The following is a 20,269-nucleotide window of genomic DNA, read 5'->3' as shown; positions in this document are numbered from 1 at the left end:
GCGCACTTGTCCTTGAGTTGCTTCAGTAGATCGGATTGGTTCCGAGCTTCGGCGCCGGCCAGTCCTGGGTGATGCCGGGCTGTACAGGCCGTTCGAGATAGGTCGACAGCACGACATAGCTGCGCGTCGAGGTCACGCCCGGCGTGTCGTAGATGCGGGCGAGCAGCCCCTCCAGCGCGCGCGTGTCCTCGGTCCGCACCTTGAGCAGGATGCAGGCGTCGCCGGCAACCGTGTGGATTTCCTCGACCTCCGGAAACGACGAGACCGCCATCAGTTCCGGCGTCTTGCCCCAACCCCTGGTGTCGACATGGACGAAGGCCAGCAGCGGCTTGCCGACAGACCTCGGATCGGCCATGGCCACGGTCTGACGGATGGCACCGGACCGGCGCATGCGCTTGACCCGCTCATGCGCCGCCGGCGCCGACAGACCTGCCTTTTCGCCCAGTTCGGCGTAGGAGACCGTCGCGTCCTCGACCAGTACGCCTAACAGCCTTCGGTCGGCGGTATCGATCGAGCGCTCCGGCAGGCGGTTCTGCCGAATGCCGTCTGTTTCTTCATCCATCCGGAAATTCTCCGTTGAAGCCGAACATCATTCGGAGAATATGTGCCAATGTCGAACGTTGATCAAACACTTCCTGCTGCTGCCGAACCCGTGGCCCGCATTCCCCGGGCTGCCTATCTATTGACCGGCTGCATTGCCGTCATCGGTTCCAATTCGCTGGTCCTCGGCCCGATCGCGCCCGAGGTTGCGGCAGGCTTCGGCAGTTCCGTGCCGGTGGTCATGACGGCGGCCTCAGCCTTCGGGTTGGGCACCGCGGCAAGTGCTCTCTTCCTTGCCCGCTACATCGACCGCTTCGGCGCCAAGCGCATGTTGCAGCGGGCGCTGGCGTTGCTGGCCGTAGCCCTTTTGGCCAGTGCCGCGGCACCCCAGGTCATTGTGCTGGTTGCAGCGCAATTGCTGGCCGGCATCGCGGCCGGAATAGCCTTACCGGCGATCTATGCCAGCGCCGCGGCCGTTGCACCACCCGGCCGCGAAAGCGGAACCATCGGCGTCGTGCTGACCGGCTGGACGCTGTCGATGGTCGCCGGCGTGTCGATGTCTGCCGTGCTCGCCGACCTCGTTCACTGGCGCGCGGTATTCGGCGCGGTGGCGCTGCTTTCTGCCATTGCGCTGGCAGCGATTTCGGCGATGTCGGCCGACGACAAGCCGGCCGGTGGTGTCGCTCCAGCGCCGCTGGGAGCGCTGGCGACGCCCGGCATCGTCCCGTTGTTGATCGCCTGTGGCGCCTTCATGACGGCGTTTTATGGCGTCTATGGCTATCTCGGCGATCATCTGCATCAGGCGCTCGGCCGGCCGGTCAGCGCCAATGGCCTCGCTGCCATTTCCTACGGCATCGGTTTCGGTGCCGCCGCACTGCTGGACGGCATTGTCGATCGCCTCGGCGCCCGGCGCGTCATGCCGATAGCCTATCTCGGCGTGGCAGCAATCTATGTGCTCATCGCGGCAGTCGCCGGCACTTTCACCATCCTGATCGCTACCATGGCCTTGTGGGGCTTGGGCAACCATTTCGGATTGAACGTGCTGGTCATGCGCCTGTCCGCGCTCGACCCTAGCAGACGTGGAACCATCATGGGGCTGAACAGCGCGGTGACCTATCTTGCCGTGTCGGTCGGCACCACCGCCTTCGGTCCGCTCTACGCCAATTACGGCTTTGCCGCTTCGGCAGTCGTTGCGGCCGTACTGATGCTAGGTGCTGCCGCTGCTGCCTGGCGTTGAGCTCCGGGCGCGGGGCGTTCAGGCCGGCAACTGGATGCCGAACAGGGCCTGCAGCGCAAACAGCACCAGCAGCGACACGAAGAACATGCCGGCGAAGACGGCCGACCCGATCGCCGCGCCCTTGCCGATGGTGGCGTTGGTCATGCGCCAGGTGAACACCATCGCGAGCGCGAACACCGCCAACGACAGCAGCGAAACAACGTTGTCAGCCGCCGGAAACAGCATGCGGGCGAGCGCTGCCGGCAGCATCAGCCAGGCGATGATCGCGGACGTCCAGTTGCTGGCGACGACGTAATGGACGAAGCGGTCGCCGATGCCGACGCGTGGCGCCACCAGTGCCAGCACGATGAGCGGCAGGACCCAGGCGCCGATGTCGACCATCGCCAGTCGGACGACGATCCCGAAGCGGCTGGCGAATGTCGCCGTCTCCAGCGCGACGTCATTGGACACCCCGGCCCAGCCGACAACGAGGGCGGGAACGGCAACCAGGATTGCGAAGAACGAATTCCAGAAGCCGTCGGCGCTGAGATCGAGCTGGCGCAGGCCGTCGGCCTTGCCCAGCATCAGCCGCCAGGCGCCCGCCAGATTCTGCTCGATTTCATCGCTTGCCAGCATCAGGGCCATTCGTCATCCGAACCAGTCTGCGAGGAACTGCTGGTAGACCTGTGTCAGCTGTTCGAGCTCGGCAAGCGGCACGCGCTCGTCGACCATGTGCATGGTCTTGCCGACGAGCCCGAACTCGACGACCGGGCAGTAGTCCTTGATGAAGCGTGCATCGGAGGTGCCGCCCGTCGTCGATAGTTTGGGCTTGCGTCCGGTGACGCGCTTGATGGAGCCGGCAAGCGCATCGATCAGCTTGTCGTTGCGGGTCAGGAAGACGTGGCTCGGCCGGTCGCGCCAGACGAGCTCGAACTCGACCGGCTCCTTGCGGCCCTTGCGGTACTTCTTGCGCCCGCTCGCCTTGTCCAGCCGGTTATGGATCTCGGCCTGCAGCGTCTCGGCCGTCCAGCTGTCGTTGAAGCGGATGTTGAAGCTGGCGGTAGCCTTGGCCGGAATGACGTTCGTCGCCGGATTGCCGACGTCGAAGGTGGTGACCTCCAGGTTCGATGGCTGGAAATCCTTGGTGCCCTTGTCGAAGACCGGGTTGAGCAGCGCATCGACCAGGGTCATCAGCCCGCGCACCGGGTTGTCGGCGAGATGCGGATAGGCGGCGTGGCCTTGCCTGCCGTTGACGGTGATGGTGGCCGAGATCGAACCCCGGCGGCCGATCTTGATCATGTCGCCGAGCGCATCGGGGTTGGTCGGCTCGCCGACCAGCGATGCGTCCCACTTTTCGCCGCGCGAGGCCGCCCATTCGAGCAGCTTGACCGTGCCGTTGATCGACGGGCCTTCCTCGTCGCCGGTGATCAGCAGCGAAATCGAACCTTTCGGGCCGCCATGGGCTTCGACGTGGCGGGCGACGGCGGCGATGAAGCAAGCGATGCCGCCCTTCATGTCGACGGCGCCGCGCCCATACATTTCGCCATTGTCGATCGCCGCCGAAAACGGCGGATGCTTCCACGCCGCCTCGTCGCCGATCGGCACCACGTCGGTATGGCCGGCAAACATCAGATGCGGCCCGTTGCCCGAGCGGCGGGCATAGAGGTTCTCGACGTCAGGCGTGCCGTCCTCGGAAAAGGTCGGGCGGTCGACGGCGAAGCCGAGCGGCTTCAGCATGGTCTCAAGTGCCGACAGCGCACCGCCTTCGGTCGGCGTAACCGACGGGCAGCGGATGAGGGCGGCGAGGTTTTCGGCGGGATCTGTCGGCAGTTTCATGGCGACAGCGATAATCGAATCGCCGGTTCCTGTCACGACGGTCGATTGTACCAGCGACATCGGCCTCCAGCTTCGCAAAAGCGTGCGGCGATCAGGCGTGGCCCTGGTCACGAGCGCCGCAACGGGCAAGCGTCGATGTCGAGATTGAACGCGGCAACGGGTGAGACGACGTCACCTACGATTTTTAAGTCGGTCCTTAAGTCTCCTGCAATCAGCTGCTGGCATTGTCGCGGCATGAGAATTGCCACGATCACCCACTGGGCCTACGGCATCACTGTCGTCCTGACGGCGCTTTCCGGCGTTTCGTTCATCCTGTCGTCCAACAGCGCCCTCCAGGAGCGCGCTGCGGCCGAGGAGCATCTCACGCTCGACACGCTGGCCGAAGATCTTGCCCTTGGTGCGGAAATGCGCAGCGACGAAGCGAGGCTTTACGTGATGCGCGGTGAGGTGCGCCATCTCCAGGCGTTTCGCGTGCAAGAGGCTGCGGAACGGCGGCTGGAGACCGTTGCGTCGGACCTGGCGGCCCGCGATCCCGCGCCGGCAGAAGCTGCGGCGTTGCGTGCGATCAATGCTCACGCGGACGAGCTGGACAAGCTCGAGGCAGCCGCCATAACGGCCTATCAGAACGGCGACAAGACGACCGCGCAGGAAGCTCTTTTCGGCGCCGAACACGAACGGGTCCAGAATGCGCTGCTTCAGACGGTCACCCATTTCCGCGACCTGACCGCAGCGCGCACGACTGCGGCACTCGATGCGGCTCGCGACCGCAGCAACTGGTGGAGCCTTGTCGCCAAGGTCATGCTGGCGACCACGGGGGCGCTGTTCGTGGCCGTGCTCTATTTCGTTCTCAGCCGCCGGGTAGCGACGCCGTTGCGCCACATGACCGGGATCGTTAGCCGGCTGGCCAAGCAGGACTACAGCGTCGAGGTTCCGGTCAATCGTCGGGCCGACGAAATCGGCGAGATGAGCGAAGCCATCGAGGGCTTCCGCACGAACCTGATCGAGCGTGAAAAACTCGACGCCGAACGGCGTGCCGACCAGCATATGAAAGACCTCATCCTCCAGATGATGCACCGCGTGCAGGCATGCCGTGACCAGTTGGAGCTGACGGACGTGGTCGTGCGCTTCGCGCCACAGATTTTCCCCGACCTTGCCGGCGGCCTCTATGTCCTCAACGAAGGCAAGACAGCGCTGGCACGTGTCGGCCTCTGGCTCGATCCGGATCACTCCGCGGCGGAGTTCCCGGCCACGGCCTGCTGGGGTCTGCGGCGCGGCCGTACTCATCACAGCGGCGGCAGCGGCGCCGACGTTCCCTGCCAGCACGTGGATCCGCCTGGCGTCGCGACGCTCTGCGTGCCCCTGACGGCCCAGGGCGACATGATCGGGCTGCTCTATCTCGAAGAGCGCGTCGATGGCGCGCTCGAGCCGGCAGGGCCGCGGCTTTACCTCGAACTCATTGCCGAGAATGTCGGCCTTGCCATTGCCAATCTGCAATTGCAGGCAAAGCTGACGGCACTTGCGGTGAGCGATCCGCTCACCGGCCTGTTCAACCGTCGGTTCCTCGACGAGACGCTGCGGCGGCACGCCCGGGACCACCGGGACGAGCCGCTCGCCTGCCTGATGATCGACATCGACCATTTCAAGCGCTTCAACGATCAGTTCGGCCATGACGCCGGCGACCTCGTCATGCAATTCGTCGGGCAGTCGCTGCGCGAAGCCTGTGCGTCGTCCGGCGATGCTTTCCGCTTCGGCGGCGAGGAATTCACCGCCCTTCTGCCGTCCTTCGGCGAGGCGGACGCGATGGTGCTTGCCGACATGCTGCGCGACAAGATCGGCGGCGTCGCACTCTCTTATGCCGGCCAGCGTCTCGGCGCCGTCTCCGTCTCCGTCGGCGTGGCGGTGTCCCCGGCGGGCGGTTCGGTCGAGACACTTGTGACGCGTGCCGACGCGGCCCTGCTGGAGGCGAAAGCCGGCGGCCGCAACCGGACGATTGCTGCAAGCAACATCAGAAAATCGGCCTGAGGCGCAGGTCGGCTCCCTGCCGGCGACCGCCATGATGCCATGCTCCCCGGTCTGGCAGGCATTGCCACGCCGGGTCTGCTGTCGCTTATAGTGGACTTCGGGAGGGCGCATGGCCAAGGATCATCGGATGATCGTCGTCGCTGGTGCCGGCAGCATCGGCTGCCACGCCGGGGCGTGCCTGGCGCTGGCCGGGCGCGACGTGAGCCTGTTGGCGCGGCCTCGCGTCACTGCCGCGATCAAGGCCGGCGGCCTGCGGGTCAGCGACATCGACGGCTTCGACCGCCTGCTTGCCGCCGGCGCCATCGCAGTCACGATCGACCCCTCGGTGCTGTCCCACGCCGATGTCGTGCTGGTTGCCGTCAAGAGCGGCGACACAGCCGCCATGGCCGAGCTTGTCGCCCGGCATGCGCCGGAAAGTGCCGTCGTCGTCAGTTTGCAGAACGGCATCGACAACGCAGCCAAGCTGCGCGCAGCGCTCGGCCGGCGCCGGGTGGTGGCCGGAATGGTACCGTTCAACGTCGTCCAGTCGGCCGAAGGCGAGCTGCCGCTCCGTGTCCACCGCGCCAGTGCCGGGACGGTGCTTATCGAGGCCGGAGACGAGCGTCTGCGCGAGCTGCTCGACGTCGAGGGCTTTGCGGTCGCCACCCACACCGACATGCCGGCCGTCCAGTGGGGTAAGCTTTTGATGAACCTCAACAATGCCCTTGTGGCGCTGTCCGGATTGCCGCTGGCGGCACAACTGGCGGACGCCAGGTGGCGCCGCATCCTCGCCGGGCAGATCGCCGAGGCGCTGGCGGCGATGAAGGCGAATGGCATCGTTCCCGCAAAGGCAGCGGCAGTGCCGCCCGCATTGTTGCCGACGGTACTGCGCCTGCCCGACTGGCTGTTCCTGCGCCTGGCCAGGCGCATGCTGGCCATCGACCCGACGGCGCGCTCGTCGATGTGGGAGGACCTGCAACGGCGGCGCGGGACCGAGATCGATGCGCTTCAGGGCACCATCCTCGGGCTCGCGCGAAAAGCCGGCACCCCGGCCACGCTGACCGAGCGCATCGTCGCCCTGGTGCGCGACGCGGAAGCCAGGGGCAAGGGGTCGCCCAGGCTGAAGCCGGAGCAGGTTGCCGGCAGCTAGCGCCGGGCTGTTTCGATCATCGTGATCTTCTGCCAGATCTTGCGCGACAGGTTCGAGCCGAGCTCCTCGATGTCGTTGACCGCCTTCAGCACGACGTCGTCATTGACCGATTGCGCGAAAAGGGCGGCCAGCTTGCCGGTCAGCGACAGCATTTCGGAGCAATAGTCGAGATAACGCGCAAGGTCCGCCGACTTGGTGATGCGTGCCGGCGAATGCGGGGTCGGGCTGAAGCTTTCAGACAGCGTTGCCGGATCCTTGGTCAGCTGGTGCATGTCGATGACGTGGATCAGCGAGCGCAGCCCGTGCAGCTGCCTGAACGTGCGCTTGCGCTTGATGTGTTCCTCGACGCGGATCAGCGCGAGGAAACCGAGCCCAGCGAGGATCAGCGTGTTGAGCGAGGCCTCGATGCCTTGCACGAAATCGAACGCGCCGGTCGAGATGCGGTCGAAGGACAGGATCGTGCCGATGAACAGGAAGATGCCGGCGCCCGACGCGATGGCAAGCCCGATCAGGATGCGCAGCCACCAGATCGGCTGCTCCAGCGCCTTGGCCGAAGCGGCGAGGTCGCGTGCCAGGCGGACAAGCTCCTGGCTGACGCGGGACAGGCCGGCATCGGGGAACCGTTCGCTCACGCGCTGGCTCAACGTCTCGGCTGTTGCGATGATCTTGGCCGGGTCGAGCGTTCTGTAAGACATCGAACCCGGGCCTTTTTGCGCGGTTACTTCGGCGCGTTGGTGGTGTTACCGAACTGGTTCGGGCCCGGCGTGCCGGGGAAGAAGCACAGCGCGATGAAGGCAAAGATCGACACCACCGGGATGAACAGCGCGACCGCAAACAGGCCGGGTTTGTCGAAGTCATGCAGGCGTTTGACGCTGAAGGCGATATGCGCCCACAGGAAGGTCAGGAAGGTTGCGCCGAACAGCATCGACCAGACCTGCGCCGCACCGCTTTCGGGGTGCACACGCATGAACTGGTAGAGCGGGAACGACATCACCACCAGCATGAACAGGAAGCCGAGCAGGTAGGCCGCGCGGTTGACGCGGCCCGAAAAGCGAAAGAACAACCAGAAGAAATCGACGTTGTTAGGCAAGCGGATCCGGTCCGAATTGGTTGGCGCCCCTGGTGCCTTCGAGGATGCCGAGTTCGACCAGGATCCAGATGGCGCCGATGACGGGCACGAGTGCGATCAGGCTCCACCAGCCCGACTTGTCGCGGTCATGCCAGCGTTTGGCATAGATTGCCAGTGCGAAATAGATCATGCCGATGGTGACGATGATGGAGATGACGCCGGCGCCTGAATTGCCGATGTCGAGGCCGAGCATCATGTCGAGCAGGTTGGCGACGATGCTGACGACGATCATCACGCCGATGCCGGCCCAGAACTTGGCCCGGTTGATACGACCATCGAAGCTGGTCAGAAGATACTTCCAGTCCATTTCACCCTCCGAAGCTAACCGGCGCACATTTCTCGTGCGCCGGTCGAAGTTGCTTCGGTTTCAGTGAAAGATCAATCGCGCAGCAGTTCGTTGATCGAGGTCTTGGACCGGGTCTTGGCGTCGACGCGCTTGACGATGACGGCGCAGTAGAGGCTTGGGCCGGCATCGCCGTTCGGCAACGGCTTGCCCGGCAGCGAGCCGGCGACGACGACCGAATTGGCCGGCACTTCGCCGTAGAACACTTCGCCGGTGGCGCGGTCGACGATCTTGGTCGACTGGCCGATGAACACGCCCATGCCGAGCACCGAACCTTCGCGCACGATGCAGCCCTCGACGACCTCCGAGCGCGCGCCGATGAAGCAGTTGTCCTCGATGATGGTCGGGCCGGCCTGCATCGGCTCGAGCACGCCACCGATGCCGACGCCGCCGGACAGGTGCACGTTCTTGCCGATCTGGGCGCAGGAGCCGACCGAGGCCCAGGTATCGACCATGGTGCCGGTGTCGACATAGGCGCCGACATTGACGAAGGACGGCATCAAAACGGCTCCCGGAGCGACGAAGGCCGACTTGCGCACGACGGCTGAAGGCACGGCGCGGAAGCCGGCCTTTTCGAAGTCGACAGCACCCCAGCCGTCAAACTTGGACGGCACCTTGTCCCACCACGAGCCGCCGCCGGGCGCGCCCGAGATCAGCTCCATCGGGTTGAGGCGGAAGGACAGCAGCACCGCCTTCTTGAGCCACTGGTTGACCTGCCACTTGCCGTCGTCCTGGCGCTGGGCGACACGGGCTGTACCCTTGTCCAAAAGGTCGAGTGCGGTCTCGATGGCGTCGCGGATTTCGCCGCGGGTCGACGTCGAAATGCCGTCGCGTTCCTCGAACGCCCGATCAATTGTCTTTTCCAGGCTGGCGAGATCGGGCTTCGACATAAACATCTCCGTTACGGGCCGTTAAGGTTAAGGCTTCTAAGCTGGCATAAAATCGCGCGGACCCTATTTCAGGCTTATCTGGGGGTCAATCGCGGTGACGCCGCGGAATGTCGCGGGCAACGAAATTTGAGGTCGAGCATATAATGAATCCAATGGACAAGGCTGGCTGGACGCCGCTGCCGCACTCCGACGAGGATCTCGAGCGTTCCAAGAGTGTGCCCGACACGCCGCAGACGCGCGCCTCGACATACAGGCTTGCCTGGAACGATGAAGACTTCATGACCCAGCGCGACCTGCGCCCGGTGCGGCTGCAGCTCGAACTGCTCAAGACCGAGATGATCCTCGCCGAGCGCGGCATACGTTCGACGGTCATCCTGTTTGGTGGTGCGCGCATTCCGGAGCCGGGCGGCGAGGCCTGGGCTGCCAAGAACGAGACGCAGCGCAAGAACCTCGAGGCCAACAGCAGATATTATGACGAGGCGCGCAAGTTTGCCCGCCTGTGCTCGCAGCATTCGGCCGCGTCCTACTATCGCGAGTTCGTCGTCGTCACCGGCGGCGGGCCGGGCGTTATGGAAGCCGGCAACCGCGGTGCCGACGATGTCGGAGCCCCCTCGATCGGCCTCAACATCGTCTTGCCGCACGAGCAGGCGCCCAACCCCTATGTGACGCCGGAGCTGTGCTTCAATTTCCACTATTTCGCCATCCGCAAGATGCACTTCGTCATGCGCGCCAAGGCGGTCGCCGTGTTCCCCGGCGGCTTCGGCACGATGGACGAGTTCTTCGAAACGCTGACGCTGATCCAGACGGGGCGTATGGAGCGGGTACCAGTCATCCTGTTCGGCAAGTCATTCTGGGAGCGGGCGATCGACCTCAATTTCCTCGCCGATCAGGGCACGATCACGCCCGGCGACCAGGACATCATCGACTTTGTCGACACCGCCGACGAGGCCTGGGACATCATCGCCAGATTCTACAGCCTTTGAGCCGGCGTCCACCGGCAGCGGCCGGTGGACGAGCGTCGCCAGCACGAAGGAGATGATCATCAGCAGATACCAGGCGCCGAGCTTCTGGATCGAGACCGGCGTCCAGCCATCGTGCTGGCCGGGATAGATCCAGGCGCGCGACCAAGTGCCGATGTTCTCGGCAAACCAGATGAACAGCGAAACCAGCAGGAAGCCGAGCAAAAGCGGCATGCGGTGGCGGAAGCGGAAGACGCGGTAGTGCACGACGGTGCGGAAATAGAGCACTGCTGTGACGGCAAACAGTCCGTAGCGGATATCGATGACGAAGTGGTGGGCGAAGAAGTTGACGTAGATCGCCGCGCACAGAAGCATCGTTGCCCATAACGGCGGATAATGCGTATAGCGCATGTCGAAGATGCGGCTGACGCGGGCGAGGTAGGAGCCGACGGCCGCATACATGAAGCCCGAAAACAACGGGACCGCGCCGATGCGGAACAGGCTGTCTTCCGGGTAGGCCCAGGAACCTGCCTGTGTCTTGAATACCTCCATGGCCGTGCCGACGATGTGGAAGATCAGGATAACCTTGGCTTCCGACGGCTTTTCCAGCTTGAGCGCCAGCATCGCCAGCTGGATGGCGACGGCCGAGAGGAACAGGAAGTCGTAGCGGGCAAGGGCGACCCCGTCCGGCCACCACAGCTTGGTCGCCATGATCAGCGCCAGCATGGCACCGCCGAACAGACAGGCCCAGGCCTGCTTCAGCCCGAAGACGAGGAATTCGACGACCGCGCCAGAGAGGCCTCCGGCGGGCAGGCGGTCGAGAACGGCATGGGCCGCTGCATCGATCCGCGCCTCGACGGAGGTAAAACGGCTCAAGCGGCGTTGGCCTCGACGATAGTGGTCAGGAAGCTTGCGAGATCGTCGGTGACGTAGTCGACGTCGTCCTCATGGGTCGGATCGCTTTCCCAGATCTCGGAGAAGGTCGGCTCGAAATTGCGCGGCACGATCAAGACCGTGGTCATGCCGAGCGACTTCGGCACCGACAGGTTACGCGCCAGGTCCTCGAACATGACAGCGTTGGCGCCTGTCACCTTGTGCAAGGCGGCGAAGGTCTCGTAGGGCTGGCGCGCCGGCTTGGGCGTAAGCCCTGCGGCGACGATGTCGAAGATGTCGTCGAAATGGTCGAGGATGCCGAGCTGGCGCGCGGTGCGCTCGGCATGGCTGCGGTTGCCGTTGGTGAAGATGAACTTGCGGCCCGGCAATTGGCGGATGGCGGCACCCAGCACCGGGTCCGGCACAAGCCAGGAATAGTCGATGTCGTGGACGTGTTCGAGGAACGCGTCGGGGTCGATGCCGTGACGCTGCATCAGCCCGTTCAGCGTCGTGCCGTACTCCAGATAGAGCTCCTTCTGGAGCTTGCGCGCATCCTCGCGCGACAAGGTCAGAAGCTCTGCGACATAGCCGGTCATCTTCACGTCGATCTGCGAAAACAGATTCGAGTGGTGCGGATACAGCGTGTTGTCGAGGTCGAAGACCCAGTCGGTGACGTGGTCGAAACGAGCGGGATCGGGTGTGTCGGTCATGCCGCCCTTATGCCACGGTTCGAGAATTTTGGAAGCACCTGCATAAGGCCAGTCTGGCTCTCGACAATGGCCAAAATTCGTTGGACACCAGATTCAACATGGTGGGTCAAATTTTAACTACCGATGAAAGATGACCTTCAGTTGATGCTGGCATTCCAAAGCCGGCAGGGAGTCGAAATGAAAATCGTCGTTCTTAAAACAGCCGCTGTGACCTTGATTTCAATCTTGGGTTCGCTTGCACTGGTCTTGACGATCGTGCCGGCGCTGGGAGGAACAGTTGGCGCCATCGCCTGGCTGATGTGCTTGCTGTGCCCACTGTTCATTGCGCCTCCGCTGGGTTTCTTCACCTTCATGCAGGAGAGGAAGCTCAAGCTTGCCCATGAAGACCTGACACGGGCCCACGCTCAACTCGCCGCCGCCCATCGCCGCCTGTCGGAAAAGGCGAGCCGCGACGAGATGACAGGCATGCTCAACCGCGAGAACTTCTTTGCCGCGCTCGACGGCAGCAGGCGCAAGAGCGATCGCGGCGCGCTGCTGATCATCGACGCCGACCACTTCAAGCAGATCAATGACAGTTTCGGCCACCTGACTGGCGACCAGGCGTTGCTGCAGATCGCTGCCGCCATCACCCGTGGCGTGCGCGGCGGCGACATCCTTGGCCGCATCGGCGGCGAGGAGTTCGGCGCCTTCCTCGTCGGCGCGACGGTTGACGAAGCCAAGCTGGTGGCTGAACGCATTCGCAGCGAGGTCGAGGCACTACGCTTCCAGCCAAGCGACGAGCGTGCCGTGCCGCTGACGGTAAGCATTGGCGGCACCGACTGCGAAGCGGAAGCAAATGTTTCCGAACTCATGCGCAACGCCGACAAGCGCCTCTATGAGGCCAAGCGCCGTGGCCGCAACCGGGCCATCTTCGACATGGGCGTTCCGGAAGCGGCGTAACGGCGTGCAAAACGGTCACACGGTTTGCGACAGGGGCGGTGGCGTTTGCCGTCGCCCATTTTGCTTTTGAGCTCGCCCGTTACCACTCGCTGCGGCGAAGATCCTTCACGAAAATCGCGGTACATTCCAGCCGACCGAAGGCCAAGAAATGAACATGGTCTTAGACAGCCCGTCGATTCGCCCTACATCGATCGCGTAGGTCTCTGACGCAACCGGCATCGCTGGCGCAACGTTTTCTCTGAATCTGTCGAAACCAGGCGGTTCAGAACGACATACGTCCGCATGCATGATGCGACCTCGAAGCAGATGCCTGCATGGAATCGTTCGGTGGCCTCACGGGCAGTGGCAGTCCAACGGTCGGCTTTCGAAGTCAAAGGAACCGGAAATGACATTTTCCCATAGCTCGCCGGCAACGCCCGAGGACGCCTATCCAAGGCGATGGATTGCGATGGCGATCCTGCTCCTGGCCGGCTTCATGAATCTGATCGACGTGACAATCGTCAATGTTGCCTTGCCACGCCTGCAATCCGGGCTTGGCGCGACAAGCAGCCAGATCGAATGGGTGGTGGCGGCCTATGTGCTGGCCTTCGCGCTCGGCCTGCTGCCGTTTGGCCGGCTTGGCGACGTTGTCGGCCGCAAGCGTCTGTTCCTGATCGGCGTCGCGAGCTTCACCGTGTTTTCGGCGCTGTGCGGCCTGGCGCCGACGATGACGACCTTGATCCTTGCGCGCGTGCTGCAGGGCCTGGCCGGCGCCATGATGATGCCGCAGGTGCTGGCGATTACCCAGGTGATCTTTCCGCCGCAGGAACGTGGCTTCGCCTTCTCGCTCTTCGGCCTGTCGGCGGGCCTTGCTTCCGTCGCCGGTCCTCTCGCCGGAGGCATGCTGATCAGTGCCAACATTTTTGGCCTCGACTGGCGGCCGATCTTCCTGGTCAACATCCCGATAGGCATCATGGCGGTGATTGCCGGCCGTGCGCTCATCCCGGACATGCCTGGACGGCCGGAGCTGACGCAGGATCCGCTCGGCATTCTGATCGCCAGTGCCGCGGTCTTCCTGCTGGTGTTTCCGCTCATCGAGGGTCATGCCTATGGCTGGCCGCAGTGGACCTTCGTGATGATCGCGCTGTCGATCGGCGCAATGGTCAGCTTCTTCCTGCACCAGAAGTCGCGGGCGAAGGGGGAGAAAAGCCAGTTGCTTCCGGTAGCCCTGATGACCAACGGCAACTTCATGCTCGGCTCGGTGATGACCATGACCTTCTTCTCCGGCGTGGCGGGCTTCTTCCTGGTCCTTGCCGTCTTCCTGCAGACCGGTTTCGGCCTGACGCCGCTGCAGTCAGGGCTGACGACGGTGCCGTTTCCGATCGGCGTGCTGATCGCGTCGCTGATCTCGGGGCGGCTGGGCAGCCGCTGGCCGCAGAGGCGCATCGTTGCCGGCGCGCTGGTCATGGGCATCGGCATGGGCTGGCTGCGTTTCGTCGTCGCCAATGTCGGCGACGCTGTCGACCATTGGAACTTCGTCCTGCCGCTTTTGATGTGCGGCTTCGGCATGGGCATCGCCATCTCGTCGCTGTTCCAGACGGTGCTGTCTACCGTGCCGCCGCGCGATGCAGGTTCGGGCTCGGGCGCCGTGCAGGCCTTCCAGCAGATCGGCGCAGCCCTTGGCATTGCCGTTACCGGACAGATCTTCTTCTCGACCCTGGCCGTCAAGGCGAGCGAGCTTCCGCACATCGCCTTCGTCTCTGCCATGGAGCACGCGCTTGTCTACGAGATGGTGGCATTCGCCCTGGTGGCGGCGATGGTGTTCTTTCTGAAACCGGCCACCCCGCAAGGCAACCGCGGCCAAAGCGTCGAAGACAGGCAGCCGCTGCCCGTGGAGATGTGACGGGGACGCGCGGTCCGCTGGATCAATGCATCACCCCGAAAATCGATTCCGAATTGCGGGGTGATGCTGTAGACGCGGACATGCGGCCGCTCCGGCCGTCTTCAAGCCGACACTGAACCGACATGCCATTGTGGATTCCCATCACTATTGCCGCCGCCTTCCTGCAGAACCTGCGGTCGGTGGTGCAGAAGCACCTGAAAGGGGTGATGGGCACGACCGGTGCCACATTCGTGCGCTTCGGTTTCGGCTTTCCCTTCGCGCTTGCCTTTGTCGGGGTGCTGCATTTCGTCGTCGGCTACGAACTGCCGGCTCTGAACAGGACGTTCTTTGCCTGGGCGGTGGTCGGCGGCCTGGGCCAGATCGCCGCGACCTTCCTGTTGATCCACCTGTTCTCGTTCCGGAACTTTGCCGTCGGCACCGCCTATTCGCGCACCGAACCGGCGCAAGCGGCGTTGTTCGGGCTGTTGTTCCTCGGCGAACGCGCGACGGCGGGTGCTGTCGCGGCCATTTCCATCAGCGTCTTCGGCGTGATGCTGATCTCTGTCGCCCACACCGCATTCACCGCGCGAACGCTGGTGACCTCGGTGCTCAGCCGCAACGCGCTTATCGGTCTGGCCTCCGGTACGTTCTTCGGCATTTCGGCGGTCGCCTACCGTGCGGCGTCGCTGGCGCTCGGCGGGCCGAACTTCATGATGCAGGCGGCGGTCACGCTCGCCGTCGTCATCGTCTTCCAGACGCTGATCATGCTGGGCTGGATTCTGTGGAGGGAGCGCGACGAGCTGCCCCGCATCGCCAGAGCCTGGCGGCCGGCGCTGTTCACCGGTCTGGTCGGCGCCTCGGCTTCGTTCGGCTGGTTCATGGCGATGACGTTGCAGCAGGCGGCGATCGTCAAGTCACTCGCCCAGATCGAGATGCTGTTCACCTTCGCGTCGAGTGTCTTCTTCTTTCGCGAGCGCATCAACCGGCTCGAAATAGCCGGTTGTGTGCTGATCGTCGGCGGCATCCTGGTGCTGCTAGCTCTGGGCTGAGAGCCTAGACCGTCGCTGGATCGCGCGGCGGCTCGCCTTTCCAGCGCTTGATGATGCCGGCGAGGTCGCTGTTCTGGAAGGTATCCTTCAGCGTGTCGAAGGACGGCAGCACGAAATAGGCGCGCTGGAATTTGTCGATCTCGTAGGTCGTGCGCATCACCGTTTCGATGTCGAACGGCACCTGGTGCGCATCGGGGCTTTCAACAGCGAATTGCAGCTCGGTGAAGGACGACATCAGGCCGGCGCCGAAGGCCTTCAGCGGCTGGCCGGGTTCCTGCATCAGGCCGTATTCGGCCGTGTACCAGTAGAGCCGGGTGATCATTTCGTCGCCGCCGAGCGCGATCAGATCGGTCGCTTTCTCGCCGTACATCTGCATGAAGTCGCCGAACACCGGCTGGCTCAGCACTGGCACATGGCCGAAGAAGTCGTGGAACATGTCGGGCTCGACGATGTAGTCGAGCTCGTCGCGCGTCCTCAGCCAGTTGGTGACGGGGAAGCGACGGTTGGCCAGGTGGTCGAAGAAGGGTTGCGCCGGGATCAGCCCGGGCACCGCCACGATCTCCCAGCCGGAGAGCTTGCGCAGCTTGTCACTGACGTCATGGAAGTCCGGAATGCGGTCGACCAGGCCGAGCGCCGACATGCCGTCAAGATAGGATTTGTGCGCCAGCCGCTGGGTCAGCCTGGTCTGGCGGTCGCACAGCGTGCGCCACACATCCTGCTCGGCAGCGCTGTAATCGTATTTCTGCTCGACGGTGAAATCCGGACGGCAGACGCTGTAGTCGCCGCGTAGCCCCTGGTCCGCGCACTCCCGTGCATAGTCTTGAACGCTCACGCTCATGTCCGATCCTCCCCGGAAACAGCTTCGATGGAGGAATCATAGGCGCTGGAAGCGAGCGGAATTCACCTCTTTGCGAGCGTTCGATGTTGTTTTGAGGTATATTTACCCAAATCTCCAGAATGGATGGTGAAAATGCCTCAGTTTGATGAGTTCGAGATCAGGATGCTCGAGATTCTCCAGCGCGATGGGCGCAAGCCGGTTTCCGAGATCGCGCAGGAGATCGGCCTGTCCAACACGCCATGTGCCCGACGTTTCGAGGCGCTGCAGGAAGCCGGCGTCATCAAGGGCTTTTCCGCCCGCATCGGACGCCGCGCCGTCGGCCTCATGGTCGAGGTCTTCGTCCAGGTCAGGCTGGTCAGCCACAGCGACGATTCCCCGGAAAAGTTCATCGCCGCCGTGCAACGCATGGACGAGGTCTCGGCCTGCTGGACGATGACCGGCGACTACGACTTCCTGCTGCATGTCATGGTGCCCAATGTCGACGACCTCAACGCCTTCGTCATGCACCGGCTGATGCGCCTGCAAGGCGTCCGCGACGTCCACACCCAGCTGGTGCTGCAGAACATCAAGGGCCCCGGCCACGTTCCGCTCGCGCATTTGCGGGGCTAGGGGGCGACTAGGGATCGGGATAGGTGAGCGGGTAGCGCTCGCCAACGAGACAATTGATGGGTTTCGAGGCCTGGATTTTCAGCACGCCGGCTGCATCCGCGATGCCGCCGACTTCGAGCACGAGCTTGCGGCGGATGGCCGTGACGAACTCGGATGCGAGGTGGATCGGCAGCACGAACGAGCCCGGCCCGCCGGTGACGCATTCGGCGTAATAGCGGTCGATGTCTTCCAGGCTGCCCGTCGGCCGGACGAGGATCGGCAGGCCGTTGATGACGATGCCCTTTGCAACCGCATTGTTGCGGGCGACCTCTACCGGCGCTCCGAGGTTGTTCGGTCCGTCGCCCGAAATGTCGATGACCTTCTTTTCACTGCGGAAGACATTTTGCTCCAGCAGGTTGGCACCGAACGCCACCGCATTCGAGATCGACGTGCCGCCGGATCCGCCGATGGGCTTGACGGCGAGCTGGGCGGCGAAGGCGTCGGCGCTCGAAGCATCGTCGATGATCTGCCAGGGGATGACCGATTCTGGCCGCACGGTCCCTGCCCACTCGAAATAGGTGACCGCGATACGGCCTCTCGAGCCCGCCAGCACGGCATTGATGAAGTCGGGATGGCGCAGCGCCTTGACGTAGCCGGCGCGCTGAAGCGCAAACTCGCCTTCGTCCATCGAACTCGAAACGTCGAGGGCCAGCACCAGTTCGACATCCACCGTCCGGTCGTCCACGTCGATGGTCGGCGTGGCAGGCAGTTCGCAACCCGTGCACAGGATCAGCGCCAGCGCAGCCAGCATTGTTCATCGTCCGAGGGACCCGGAGGTCAGTGTGCGTCAACGCAGGGAAAATGAAAGTCGCAACGCTTCAAGGCTTCGTGAATACGAGGCCTGCTCTTGAAACGACAAGGCCGGCAAAAGCCGGCCTGTCTTTGTGCACTCGGCAGGTCAGTCCTGCTGCTTACGGAACGATCAGCGTCCCTGCGCCGTGCTCGGTAAACAGCTCAAGCAGCACCGAATGCGGCGTCTTGCCGTTGAGGATGACGACACCTTCGACGCCGCGCTCGATTGCCTCGATGCAGGTCTCGACCTTGGGGATCATGCCGCCCGAAATCGTGCCGTCCTTGATCAGTGCCTTGGCGTCGGCAACCGTCAGTTCGTCGATGAGTTTCTTGTCCTTGTCGAGCACACCGGGCACGTCGGTCAGGAACAAGAGGCGCGACGCCTTGACGGCACCGGCGATGGCACCCGCAAAGGTATCGGCGTTGATGTTGTAGGTGTGGCCGTCGCGGCCGGGCGCGACAGGCGCCAGCACCGGGATCATTTCCGAACGGGCCAGAAGGTCGAGCAGCGTGCGGTCGACTTCGACCGGCTCGCCGACGAAGCCGAGATCGATCACCTTCTCGATGTTCGAATCGGGGTCGACCATGGTCTTCTTGGCCTTTTCGGCGAAGACCATGTTGCCGTCCTTGCCGCACAGGCCGATCGCCCACTCGCCTTCGGCGTTGATCAGGGCGACGATCTCCTTGTTGATCGAGCCGGCCAGAACCATCTCGACGATCTCGACGGTTTTCTGGTCGGTGACGCGCAGGCCGCCCTCGAATTTCGATTCGATGCCCATCTTGGTCAGCATGGCGCCGATCTGCGGGCCGCCGCCGTGCACGACGATCGGGTTGACGCCGGACTGCTTCAGTAAGGCGATGTCGCGGGCGAAGGCACGGCCGAGCTCGACATTGCCCATGGCGTGGCCGCCATACTTCACCACGACGGTCTTGTTTTCGTAGCGCTGCATGTAGGGCAAGGCCGCGGAGAGCAGGGCAGCCTGCATTTCGGCGGTGGCGGCGACGTTCGTCGTCATCGGCATGGTCCCGGATAGGTGGAAAAGGTCGGCGCGGTCTTAGCCGGAAACCGGGCAGGGGGCAAATGGTTCGATGGGCTGGCACGCGTGCTGTTTTGCCGATGCGCTACGGAATGTGGTTGCATGGCGCCCGACGATCTAAACAGCAGTTGCAAATAGTTTTGCGCCACGTAACTTGGCGGGCATGACGCCGCAGGACATCACCAAGCTGATTGTTCGGACCTCGATGAAGGACCGTGCGGCCTTCGATTTGCTCTACCGGCAGACGAGCGCGAAACTTTTTGGCGTCTGCCTGCGTGTATTGAACGACAGGGCAGATGCCGAGGAAGCGCTGCAGGAGGTCTTCGTCAAGATCTGGACGAAAGCGGACCGCTTCGCAGTTTCTGATCTCAGCCCCATTTCGTGGCTCGTAGCAATCGCGCGCAATCATGCGATCGATCGCATACGGGCGCGGCGTCAGGCGCCTCTCGCGATCGACGAGGCGCTCGAGGTCGCGGACCCGGGGCCGGGGCCAGAGGCTGCAGCAGTGGCGGGCGGTGAAGCCGAGCGCATCCATGGCTGCCTGGAGGAACTTGAAAAGGACAAGGCTGCCGCTGTCCGCGGTGCCTATCTCAAGGGGGAGAGTTATAACGAACTCGCGGACCGCCATGGCGTGCCGCTGAACACCATGCGTACCTGGCTGCGCCGCAGCCTGCTCAAACTCAGGGAATGTCTGGAAAGATGACGCTCGCGCAAGACAATGGACCGGAACGTGGAGGCGACGATCTGGTCGCCGCCGAATACGTTCTCGGCGTCCTGCCTGCCGACGAGCGGCGTCAGGCCAGCGCCCGCATCGACGGCGAGCCTGGTTTTGCGCGCATGGTCGATCAATGGGAAGTACATTTCGCCCCGCTCGCCGCGGCCTATCCGGAGATCGAGGCCCCGGCCTCGGTGAAGCCGGCGATCGACCGCAGGCTGTTCTCGGGGACCGCAACGTCGTCGGCACCCAGCGCGCAAGGCTCCGCGGGCTTGTGGGCCAGCCTCGCCTTCTGGCGCGGCCTGGCAACGGCGGCGGTCGCAGCCCTGGCCATCTACATTGCTGTTCCTTACATCAATCCGCCGGCCCAATTGCCGCAGGAGCGCATGGTCGCCTCGCTGGCTGCCGATGGCAGCGACGTCAAGTACATGGCGATGTACGACGCTGGCAGTGGCCAGATCGGCCTTTCGCACGTCTCCGGCGAGCGCGCCACCGGCAGGGATTTCGAACTCTGGATGATCGAGGGCAGCAACGCTCCGGTCTCGATGGGCGTCATCCCGGTCGGATCGACGATCCATATCGACGTCGATCAGGCGATGCGTGACAAGCTAGCCGCAGGCGCCGTGCTTGCCGTCAGCCTCGAGCCGACGGGCGGTTCGCCGACCGGCCAGCCGACCGGACCGGTCGTAGCCGCTGGCGACCTTCGCGACATCTGATCCACGAAAATTTGCCCGAATTCGCCG

Annotated in this window: 21 protein-coding genes and 1 pseudogene; 10 read left to right on the top strand and 12 right to left on the bottom strand. The window is 63.8% G+C overall.

Annotated features, from left to right (window positions below; translation table 11 throughout):
* Window positions 1–22: 22 nt before the first annotated feature.
* Window positions 23–562: an Lrp/AsnC family transcriptional regulator gene (locus IG197_RS10505; protein ID WP_067965650.1), complete on the bottom strand. Its 540-nt coding sequence runs from the start codon at window positions 560–562 to the stop codon at window positions 23–25.
* Window positions 563–610: 48 nt separating this feature from the next.
* Here IG197_RS10505 and IG197_RS10500 point away from each other — a divergent pair, with 48 nt between their 5' ends.
* Entirely contained in the window at window positions 611–1,777 is a 1,167-nt protein-coding gene (locus IG197_RS10500; RefSeq protein WP_067965647.1) for an MFS transporter, read from the top strand.
* Window positions 1,778–1,795: 18 nt separating this feature from the next.
* On the opposite strand, the gene IG197_RS10495 is transcribed toward IG197_RS10500, so the two are convergent.
* Window positions 1,796–2,392, bottom strand: a complete 597-nt coding sequence (locus tag IG197_RS10495) for a transporter (RefSeq protein WP_067967141.1) — start codon at window positions 2,390–2,392, stop codon at window positions 1,796–1,798.
* A gap of 12 nt (window positions 2,393–2,404) precedes the next feature.
* Window positions 2,405–3,592, bottom strand: coding sequence for a succinyl-diaminopimelate desuccinylase (gene dapE / locus IG197_RS10490; protein WP_067967139.1), 1,188 nt, complete (start codon window positions 3,590–3,592; stop codon window positions 2,405–2,407).
* A 234-nt stretch (window positions 3,593–3,826) separates the two neighbouring features.
* On the opposite strand from dapE, the gene IG197_RS10485 reads away from it, so the two are divergent.
* Entirely contained in the window at window positions 3,827–5,614 is a 1,788-nt protein-coding gene (locus IG197_RS10485; protein ID WP_192318652.1) for a diguanylate cyclase, read from the top strand.
* Window positions 5,615–5,723: 109 nt separating this feature from the next.
* Window positions 5,724–6,743 carry a 2-dehydropantoate 2-reductase gene (locus tag IG197_RS10480; RefSeq protein WP_192318651.1) on the top strand — a complete coding sequence of 340 codons (1,020 nt, stop codon included), beginning with the start codon at window positions 5,724–5,726 and terminating at the stop codon, window positions 6,741–6,743.
* On the opposite strand, the gene IG197_RS10475 is transcribed toward IG197_RS10480, so the two are convergent.
* The 4 genes from IG197_RS10475 to dapD all read right to left on the bottom strand — a co-directional run bounded on the left by IG197_RS10475 (window position 6,740) and on the right by dapD (window position 9,105).
* A complete protein-coding gene (locus IG197_RS10475; protein WP_154385915.1) occupies window positions 6,740–7,438 on the bottom strand; it encodes a hypothetical protein in 699 nt (232 codons plus the stop codon). The genes IG197_RS10480 and IG197_RS10475 overlap by 4 nt on opposite strands.
* A gap of 23 nt (window positions 7,439–7,461) precedes the next feature.
* The gene (locus IG197_RS10470) at window positions 7,462–7,833 is read right to left on the bottom strand and encodes a DUF805 domain-containing protein (protein ID WP_067965639.1); all 372 of its coding nucleotides are present in this window, start codon (window positions 7,831–7,833) and stop codon (window positions 7,462–7,464) included.
* Window positions 7,826–8,179, bottom strand: coding sequence for a DUF805 domain-containing protein (locus tag IG197_RS10465; RefSeq protein ID WP_067965636.1), 354 nt, complete (start codon window positions 8,177–8,179; stop codon window positions 7,826–7,828). The genes IG197_RS10470 and IG197_RS10465 overlap by 8 nt, the downstream gene beginning before the upstream one ends.
* Window positions 8,180–8,250: 71 nt before the next feature.
* Window positions 8,251–9,105: a 2,3,4,5-tetrahydropyridine-2,6-dicarboxylate N-succinyltransferase gene (gene dapD / locus IG197_RS10460; RefSeq protein WP_067965635.1), complete on the bottom strand. Its 855-nt coding sequence runs from the start codon at window positions 9,103–9,105 to the stop codon at window positions 8,251–8,253.
* A gap of 143 nt (window positions 9,106–9,248) precedes the next feature.
* Here dapD and IG197_RS36650 point away from each other — a divergent pair, with 143 nt between their 5' ends.
* Window positions 9,249–10,088, top strand: a complete 840-nt coding sequence (locus IG197_RS36650) for an LOG family protein (RefSeq protein ID WP_192318650.1) — start codon at window positions 9,249–9,251, stop codon at window positions 10,086–10,088.
* A gap of 3 nt (window positions 10,089–10,091) precedes the next feature.
* On the opposite strand, the pseudogene IG197_RS10450 reads toward IG197_RS36650, so the two are convergent.
* Both IG197_RS10450 and IG197_RS10445 read right to left on the bottom strand, forming a co-directional pair.
* Window positions 10,092–10,940: pseudogene (locus IG197_RS10450) on the bottom strand (DUF817 domain-containing protein); the annotation flags it as partial.
* A complete protein-coding gene (locus IG197_RS10445) occupies window positions 10,937–11,647 on the bottom strand; it encodes a pyrimidine 5'-nucleotidase (RefSeq protein WP_067965631.1) in 711 nt (236 codons plus the stop codon). The pseudogene IG197_RS10450 and the gene IG197_RS10445, both read right to left, overlap by 4 nt.
* A gap of 177 nt (window positions 11,648–11,824) precedes the next feature.
* Here IG197_RS10445 and IG197_RS10440 point away from each other — a divergent pair, with 177 nt between their 5' ends.
* The 3 genes from IG197_RS10440 to IG197_RS10430 all read left to right on the top strand — a co-directional run bounded on the left by IG197_RS10440 (window position 11,825) and on the right by IG197_RS10430 (window position 15,496).
* Entirely contained in the window at window positions 11,825–12,586 is a 762-nt protein-coding gene (locus IG197_RS10440; protein WP_067967133.1) for a GGDEF domain-containing protein, read from the top strand.
* Between the two features lie 385 nt (window positions 12,587–12,971).
* Window positions 12,972–14,468 (top strand): MFS transporter, encoded by a 1,497-nt coding sequence (locus IG197_RS10435; protein ID WP_246765354.1) that lies wholly within the window; start codon window positions 12,972–12,974, stop codon window positions 14,466–14,468.
* Between the two features lie 122 nt (window positions 14,469–14,590).
* A complete protein-coding gene (locus IG197_RS10430; protein WP_192318649.1) occupies window positions 14,591–15,496 on the top strand; it encodes a DMT family transporter in 906 nt (301 codons plus the stop codon).
* Between the two features lie 4 nt (window positions 15,497–15,500).
* Here the strand turns inward: IG197_RS10430 and phhA are convergent, their stop codons facing one another.
* Window positions 15,501–16,334 (bottom strand): phenylalanine 4-monooxygenase, encoded by an 834-nt coding sequence (gene phhA, locus IG197_RS10425; protein ID WP_192318648.1) that lies wholly within the window; start codon window positions 16,332–16,334, stop codon window positions 15,501–15,503.
* Between the two features lie 132 nt (window positions 16,335–16,466).
* Between phhA and IG197_RS10420 the strand changes: the two genes are divergently transcribed.
* On the top strand, window positions 16,467–16,943 hold the full coding sequence (locus IG197_RS10420) for an Lrp/AsnC family transcriptional regulator (protein ID WP_192318647.1): 477 nt from the start codon (window positions 16,467–16,469) through the stop codon (window positions 16,941–16,943).
* Window positions 16,944–16,950: 7 nt separating this feature from the next.
* Here IG197_RS10420 and IG197_RS10415 read toward each other — a convergent pair whose 3' ends face one another.
* Both IG197_RS10415 and argB read right to left on the bottom strand, forming a co-directional pair.
* Window positions 16,951–17,733 carry a DUF1194 domain-containing protein gene (locus tag IG197_RS10415; protein WP_192318646.1) on the bottom strand — a complete coding sequence of 261 codons (783 nt, stop codon included), beginning with the start codon at window positions 17,731–17,733 and terminating at the stop codon, window positions 16,951–16,953.
* A 160-nt stretch (window positions 17,734–17,893) separates the two neighbouring features.
* On the bottom strand, window positions 17,894–18,796 hold the full coding sequence (gene argB / locus IG197_RS10410) for an acetylglutamate kinase (RefSeq protein ID WP_172582946.1): 903 nt from the start codon (window positions 18,794–18,796) through the stop codon (window positions 17,894–17,896).
* A gap of 178 nt (window positions 18,797–18,974) precedes the next feature.
* Here argB and IG197_RS10405 point away from each other — a divergent pair, with 178 nt between their 5' ends.
* Together IG197_RS10405 and IG197_RS10400 are read left to right on the top strand one after the other, a co-directional pair.
* Entirely contained in the window at window positions 18,975–19,514 is a 540-nt protein-coding gene (locus IG197_RS10405; protein ID WP_067965623.1) for a sigma-70 family RNA polymerase sigma factor, read from the top strand.
* Window positions 19,511–20,242, top strand: a complete 732-nt coding sequence (locus IG197_RS10400; RefSeq protein WP_154385912.1) for an anti-sigma factor domain-containing protein — start codon at window positions 19,511–19,513, stop codon at window positions 20,240–20,242. The genes IG197_RS10405 and IG197_RS10400 overlap by 4 nt, the downstream gene beginning before the upstream one ends.
* Window positions 20,243–20,269 lie beyond the last annotated feature (27 nt).

The sequence above is a fragment of the Aminobacter sp. SR38 genome, assembly GCF_014843375.1.
Lineage (GTDB): Bacteria > Pseudomonadota > Alphaproteobacteria > Rhizobiales > Rhizobiaceae > Aminobacter > Aminobacter ciceronei.
Note: the sequence above shows the minus strand (reverse complement) of the source record. Positions and strands in the feature narration are given on the sequence as shown.